Origin of the sequence: Verticiella sediminum (assembly GCF_007558815.1) — a bacterium.
GTDB lineage: Bacteria > Pseudomonadota > Gammaproteobacteria > Burkholderiales > Burkholderiaceae_B > Verticiella > Verticiella sediminum.
Window position 1 is genome coordinate 41,293 of record NZ_VLTJ01000015.1, and the last position, 6,048, is coordinate 47,340.

Below are 6,048 nucleotides of genomic sequence, written 5' to 3' on the forward strand. Positions count from 1 at the left end.
AGATAATGAAAACAATTCTCATTATAGATCAATGGCAACCCGATGACGGCAGGCGTTTCTACGTGCGAACGACGAGGTTCTTCAGGAGACGCAGGGTTGGATGCCGCCGAAACACCGAGTTGCGGGCGCTGCGCGGCGGTTCAGACTGGCTCAGATCGCCTGGCCGCCGGAGACCTCGATGCGCTGCGCATTCACCCAGCGGTTGTCCTCGCCGAGCAGGCTGGCGATCATGGGGCCGATATCGTCGGGCACGCCGACCCGGCCCAGGGCCGTAATGCTCGCGATGTGCTGGTTGATCCCCGGCGTATCGCGCACGGCACCGCCGTGGAAATCCGTCTCGATCGCGCCGGGCGCCACGGTGTTCACCGCGATGCCCCGGCCGCCCAGTTCCTTGGCGAGGTAGCAGGTGAGGACTTCCACCGCGCCCTTCGCCGCCGCGTAGGCCGCATAGCCGGGCAGGGCGAAGCGGGTCAGGCCCGATGAGAGGTTGACGATGCGCCCGCCATCCTCGATGAGCGGCAGCAAGGCTTGCGTCAGGAAGAAGACCCCCTTGAAATGCACGGCGACCAGGCGATCGAACTGCGCTTCGGTCGTCTGCTCGATGGGAGCGGCATCGCCGTGGCCGGCGTTGTTGACCAGGTGGTCGAAGCGCTCGCGCTGCCACGTGCTGTGCAGCGTGTCCCGCAACTGCTCGGCGAAGGCGGCGAAACCGGCGCTGTCGCCGGTGTCCAGCCGCAACGCCACGGCTCGGCGGCCCAGCGCCTGGATCTCGGCGACGACGGCCTGGGCTTCGTTGGCCTGGCTGTGATAGGTGATGACGACATCGCCACCCTTGCGGGCGATGCTGAGTGCGGTGTTGCGGCCTAGGCCGCGGCTGCCGCCGGTGACGAGGGAGATGGTGCTCATGCTGGGCTCCTGTTGGGATTTGAAAGACGCCCCAGTGTGGGCGATCGTGCCCCGGCAGAGTTGCCGGAAGCTCGACGACTCTTGCTCGATCCTGCAGAATGGCATGCCAGACCTTCCTGTCGGCGTAGGCTTGCACCATGACGACTCTGCTCGATACCGTCGGCCGCTATGCGCTTGCCCACGCCGATGCGCACGGCCTGGCACGCACACCGATTCCCGGGCTGTGCGCCGTGTGCGCGACGGCGCCCAGCGGCTTGATCCACGAGGTCTACCGGCCGTTGGTATGTCTGCTCGTCCAGGGCTGCAAAGAGGTCACGATCGGCGCGCATACCTACACGTTCAAGGCGGGCGACTCGTTGCTGATCGGCGCCGATGTGCCCACGGTGAGCCGCATCGTCGACGCCAGTCCGGCGGCGCCGTACCTGTCGCTGGTGCTCGAACTGGACCCGACGATCGTCGCCGATCTCGTCTCCCGCATGGACGTGGCGCCCGCCGGGAACGAAGCGATGGTGCGGGTCGCGCGTACCGAATCCGAGGTCGTGGACACGGCGCTGCGCCTGACGCGCTTGCTCGAACGTCCCGCCGCCCTTGCCATCCTGCAGGACGCCCTGCTGCGCGAGATGCACTACTGGCTCCTGGCCGGCAGGCACGGCGCCGCGATCCGGCAGCTCGGCTGGCCCGATGGCCATGTCCAGCGCATCGCGCGGGCGATCGCCGTGCTGCGCGCCGAGTACACACGCAACGTCCCGGTCGAGCGCCTGGCGGCCATTGCCGACATGAGCCCGTCGTCCTTTCACCATCATTTCCGCGCCGTCACGTCGCTCTCGCCCCTGCAGTTCCAGAAGCATCTGCGTCTCGTGCAAGCCCGTCGCCTGCTGATCACGCAGGGCGCTTCGGCGAGCAGCGCCGCTTTCGCCGTGGGCTACGAGAGCGTGCCCCAGTTCACGCGGGAATATGGCCGGATGTTCGGCGCCTCGCCGGCGCGCGATGCCCGGGCCGCCCGGGAGCAGGGCGGGCAGCGGGCGGCATAGGGCGGTGCACCGCCGGCACTGGGCGAGCGTGAGGCAGGCGTTCTCGCCGCGCGACAACGCGGCGAGGACCGTCGGGAGGGTGTCGGCGGTGCGGTTGTGGGCTGGGCGCGCGCCGCGCGCGGTCATGTGGCTGTGGCGGGCGGGGTAGCGGAATCGGGCCCCGCAGCGGCCTTGGCCAGCAGCTTCGCCAGGCTGGCGCGTTCCCGGGCGGACAGGCCGGCAAAGCGCGTGGCAATCCATTGCGCATGCCGGGCGAACACGGCTTCGGCGAGTTCGCCGCCCTTGGCGGTGAGGCGCACATGCAGGCCGCGCCGGTCAGCCGGATCGCGGTGCCGCTCGAGCAGGGCGTCGCGCTCCAGCCCGTCGAGCAGCCCGGTCACGGTGGCCCGCGTCACGCCCGCCCGCTCGGCCAGCACGTGCGGCGCCAACCCTTGCGGCACGCCGGCCAGCAGAAAGAGCATCACGAAACGCCCTTCCGAGAGGCCGTGGGGCGCCAGTGCCGCCGCGCACTCGCGGTCGATCTGTGCCGCCAGGGACAGCGCCTGGAAGCACAGGCGGATATCGTCGAGCCCGGGCAGCCCGCGCCGCTCGGCCTCGGCGAGCAGGGCAGTGTGCTTGCGATCCAGTGTCGTCATGGTGCCGCCATACTATATGGCGGCAAATCGTATGGCAAGCGCGGGATAGTGGCGTCTCGAACCGTACGCCGGCGCTGTGCCGGGCAAGGTGCGGTGTCGTCCTGCGACCATCGTCCAGGTATCTTCGTTCGAATACTTCGACTATCGTTGTTTGCGACGACAACCACCCGGGTGGCGCAGACCACCGCATACGGAGACTATCCATGGCCGACTACGCCGCGTTCTATCAGCGTTCCCTGCAGGAGCCCGACGCCTTCTGGCGCGAGCAGGCAGAGCGCATCGAGTGGGCGGCCCCACCCACACAGATCTGCGACACGAGCCGCCCCCCGTTTGCGAGCTGGTTCGCCGACGGCTCCACCAATCTGTGCCACAACGCGGTGGACCGCCACCTGGCCGAACGCGCCGAGCAGCCCGCGCTGATATGGGTCTCGTCAGAGACCGACCAAGAGCGCATCGTCAGCTATGCGGAACTGGATCGCGAGGTGCAGCGCATGGCGGCCATCTTCCGGCAGTTCGGCGTCGGGCAGGGGGACCGCGTCCTGATCTACCTGCCCATGATCCCCGAAGCCGCCTTCGCCATGCTGGCCTGCGCGCGCATCGGCGCGATCCATTGCGTGGTCTTCGGCGGCTTCGCCTCGGGCAGTCTCGCCACCCGTATCGACGACGCGCAGCCCAAGCTCATCGTCAGTGCCGATGCCGGCTCGCGCGGTGGCAAGGTCATTCCTTACAAGCCCTTGCTGGACGGTGCGCTCGCCCAGGCCCAGCATCCGCCTGCCCACGTCCTGCTGGTGGACCGCGGCCTCGCGCCCATGGAAAAGGCGCAGGGGCGCGATCACGACTACACCGATCTGCGCGGCCAGCACATCGACGCCGACGTCCCGTGCACCTGGCTGCCTGCCACCCACCCCAGCTACGTTCTCTACACCAGCGGCACCACCGGCAAGCCCAAGGGCGTACAGCGCGACACCGGCGGCTATGCCGTCGCGCTGGCGGCGAGCATGCGCCACATCTTCGACGCGCAGCCGGGCGACACCTTCTTCTGCGCCTCGGACATCGGCTGGGTCGTCGGCCACAGCTACATCCTGTATGCGCCGCTGCTGGCCGGGCTGAGCACCGTCATCTACGAGGGCCTGCCGATACAACCCGACGCCGGCGTCTGGTGGCGCCTGGTCGAGAGGCACCGCGTGAACATCATGTTCACCTCGCCCACCGCGATCCGCATCCTCAAGAAGCACGATCCCGCCCATCTCAAGGCGTCGGATCTGTCCAGCCTGCGCACGCTGTTCCTCGCCGGCGAGCCGCTGGACGAACCCACCTCGACCTGGGTCGCCGATAGCCTGGGCGTGCCCGTCACCGACAACTACTGGCAGACCGAGACCGGCTGGCCCATCCTCACGATCGCGCGCGGCGTCGCGCCGCAGCCGGGCAAGCCCGGCAGTCCCGGCGTGCCGATGTACGGCTATCGCGTGGGCCTGTACGACGATGCCAGCGGCGAGCCGATCCAGGAGCCCGGCCGCAAGGGCGTTCTCGGCATCGAAGGCCCGCTGCCGCCGGGCTGCCTGCAAACCGTCTGGGGCGACGACGAACGCTTCGTCAGTACCTATTGGAAGAGCATTCCCGGCCGCATGGTGTACAGCACCTTCGACTGGGGCGTGCGGGACGTCGACGGCTACTACTTCATCCTCGGGCGGACCGACGACGTGCTGAACGTCGCCGGCCACCGCCTGGGTTCGCGCGAAATCGAGGAAGTCATCACCGGCCATCCGGCGGTGGCCGAGGCCGCCGTGGTCGGCGTCGCCGACGCCGAAAAAGGGCAGGTGGCCGTGGCCTTCGTCGTGCCGCGCGGCGCCGGGCCGCTCGAAGACGAGGCCGAGAAGGCCGCGGTGGGTCAAGCGATTCTTGCGCGCGTGGCCGGAGAGCTGGGCGCCGTCGCCAAGCCGGCGCGGGTGGTCTTCGTGCCGGTATTGCCCAAGACGCGCTCGGGCAAGCTGCTGCGCCGGGCGATCCAGGCGGTGTGCGAGGGCAGGGACCCGGGGGACCTCAGCACGATGGAGGATGCGGGGGCGCTGGAGTGGGTGCGGCGGGGGTAGGCCCGCCACGTCGCTGGCCGAGGCCAGCGGCGTGCTTGGCCCAGGATGGCCCGGCCGGGCTCGCCGCACCACGGTATGGCCCGGCGAGCGCGTCAGGGCGCCATGCGAATTGCGCGCGCGCGTCATGGAGACAGGAAAGCCGGCGGGCTCCAATCCATAGGTCGTGAATTGCGACTGCACATGCCCACAACAAGGAGCGGCAGAGACCATGGATTTCGAACTCACCCCCGTCCAGCGCGATCTTCAGCAGCGCGCTCGAACGTTCATCCGCACGGAGGTGCTGCCCCACTACCGCGAGTGGCCGGTGGCGAACTGCGACTACAGTCCGGAACTGACGGCCAGCCTGAAGCGCAAACTGGCCGACTACGGCCTGGCCAAGCTGATCGTGCCCAAAGAGTTCGGCGGCCAGGGGCTGGGGCCGATGGAGGACGTCATCGTACTTGCCGAGTTCTCCAAATCGCCGCGGCGCATGCCGGGCGGCCCCTTCGCCCCGTGGCCGGTGCTGTATCAGGCGCCGGAGAAAATTCGGCAGAAGTATCTGTACCCGGTGCTGGAAGGCCAGACGGGTTGGTCGATGTGCTTCACGGAACCCGAGGCCGGCTCGGATCTCGCGGGTATCCGCACGACCGCCGTACGTCAAGGCGAGCACTATGTGCTCAACGGCACGAAGATGTGGCGGACAGGGCATCATTTCGCGTCGTATACCGCGGTGGCCGCGGTCACCGATGCAAGCAAGGGGCATCGGGGCATCAGTGTCTTCCTGGTCGACAACGACACGCCGGGCTTCACCAAGTCGCGCGACATTCCGGTGATCGCCCGGCAATGGGGCGTCGAACAGGAGGTGAAGCTGGAGAACGTGATCGTGCCGGCGGAGAACCTGCTGGGCGAGGAGGGCGCCGGGTTCGCCATCGCCCAGCATCAGTTCAATCGGTTCCGCCTGCGCTTGGGCGGCACGGCATTGGGCATGGCCGAGCGCAGCCAGGAACTGGCCGTGGAATACGCCCGCGAGCGCAAGGTGTTCGGCAGGCCGTTGGGCGACAATCAAGCGATCCAATGGATGCTGACCGATTCGCAATACGACATCGAGTCGATCCGCCTGAATACGTTCTATGCGGCATGGATGGTGGATCGCGGCGGATACTCGGCCGCTCGGCTGCAGGCGGCGATGGTCAAGGGGTACTGCATCGACGCCGGCTTGCGCGTGATCGACCGCTCGATGCAAATCCTGGGCGGCCGGGGGCTCGCCATCGACGACTACCCCTTCGCCGATTTCTACAATCTGCTGCGCATGTGCAAGCAGATGGAAGGCTCGACCGAGATCATGAAGATCGTGATGGCGCGCGAGATCCTGTCGGGCGAGCCGGTCTGATCCAAGCCCGGTCGTGG

Annotated in this window: 5 protein-coding genes; 3 read left to right on the forward strand and 2 right to left on the reverse strand. The window is 68.1% G+C overall.

What is annotated here, in order from left to right; all coding sequences use genetic code 11:
* Positions 1 to 150: 150 nt before the first annotated feature.
* Positions 151 to 906, reverse strand: coding sequence for an SDR family oxidoreductase (locus FOZ76_RS09035; RefSeq protein ID WP_143947823.1), 756 nt, complete (start codon positions 904 to 906; stop codon positions 151 to 153).
* 137 nt (positions 907 to 1,043) lie between these two features.
* On the opposite strand from FOZ76_RS09035, the gene FOZ76_RS09040 reads away from it, so the two are divergent.
* Positions 1,044 to 1,937, forward strand: a complete 894-nt coding sequence (locus tag FOZ76_RS09040; protein ID WP_143947824.1) for an AraC family transcriptional regulator — start codon at positions 1,044 to 1,046, stop codon at positions 1,935 to 1,937.
* A gap of 122 nt (positions 1,938 to 2,059) precedes the next feature.
* Here FOZ76_RS09040 and FOZ76_RS09045 read toward each other — a convergent pair whose 3' ends face one another.
* Positions 2,060 to 2,572 (reverse strand): MarR family winged helix-turn-helix transcriptional regulator, encoded by a 513-nt coding sequence (locus FOZ76_RS09045; protein ID WP_143947825.1) that lies wholly within the window; start codon positions 2,570 to 2,572, stop codon positions 2,060 to 2,062.
* Positions 2,573 to 2,775: 203 nt separating this feature from the next.
* On the opposite strand from FOZ76_RS09045, the gene FOZ76_RS09050 reads away from it, so the two are divergent.
* Together FOZ76_RS09050 and FOZ76_RS09055 are read left to right on the forward strand one after the other, a co-directional pair.
* Positions 2,776 to 4,662, forward strand: a complete 1,887-nt coding sequence (locus tag FOZ76_RS09050; protein ID WP_143947826.1) for a propionate--CoA ligase — start codon at positions 2,776 to 2,778, stop codon at positions 4,660 to 4,662.
* A gap of 208 nt (positions 4,663 to 4,870) precedes the next feature.
* On the forward strand, positions 4,871 to 6,031 hold the full coding sequence (locus tag FOZ76_RS09055; protein WP_143947827.1) for an acyl-CoA dehydrogenase family protein: 1,161 nt from the start codon (positions 4,871 to 4,873) through the stop codon (positions 6,029 to 6,031).
* The last annotated feature ends 17 nt before the right edge of the window (positions 6,032 to 6,048 follow it).

Coding starts and splice junctions, on each gene's coding strand:
- FOZ76_RS09035 (WP_143947823.1), bottom strand. CDS start 906: ATGAGCACCATCTCCCTCGTCACCGGCGGCAGCCGCGGCCTAGGCCGC.
- FOZ76_RS09055 (WP_143947827.1), top strand. CDS start 4,871: ATGGATTTCGAACTCACCCCCGTCCAGCGCGATCTTCAGCAGCGCGCT.
- FOZ76_RS09050 (WP_143947826.1), top strand. CDS start 2,776: ATGGCCGACTACGCCGCGTTCTATCAGCGTTCCCTGCAGGAGCCCGAC.
- FOZ76_RS09045 (WP_143947825.1), bottom strand. CDS start 2,572: ATGACGACACTGGATCGCAAGCACACTGCCCTGCTCGCCGAGGCCGAG.
- FOZ76_RS09040 (WP_143947824.1), top strand. CDS start 1,044: ATGACGACTCTGCTCGATACCGTCGGCCGCTATGCGCTTGCCCACGCC.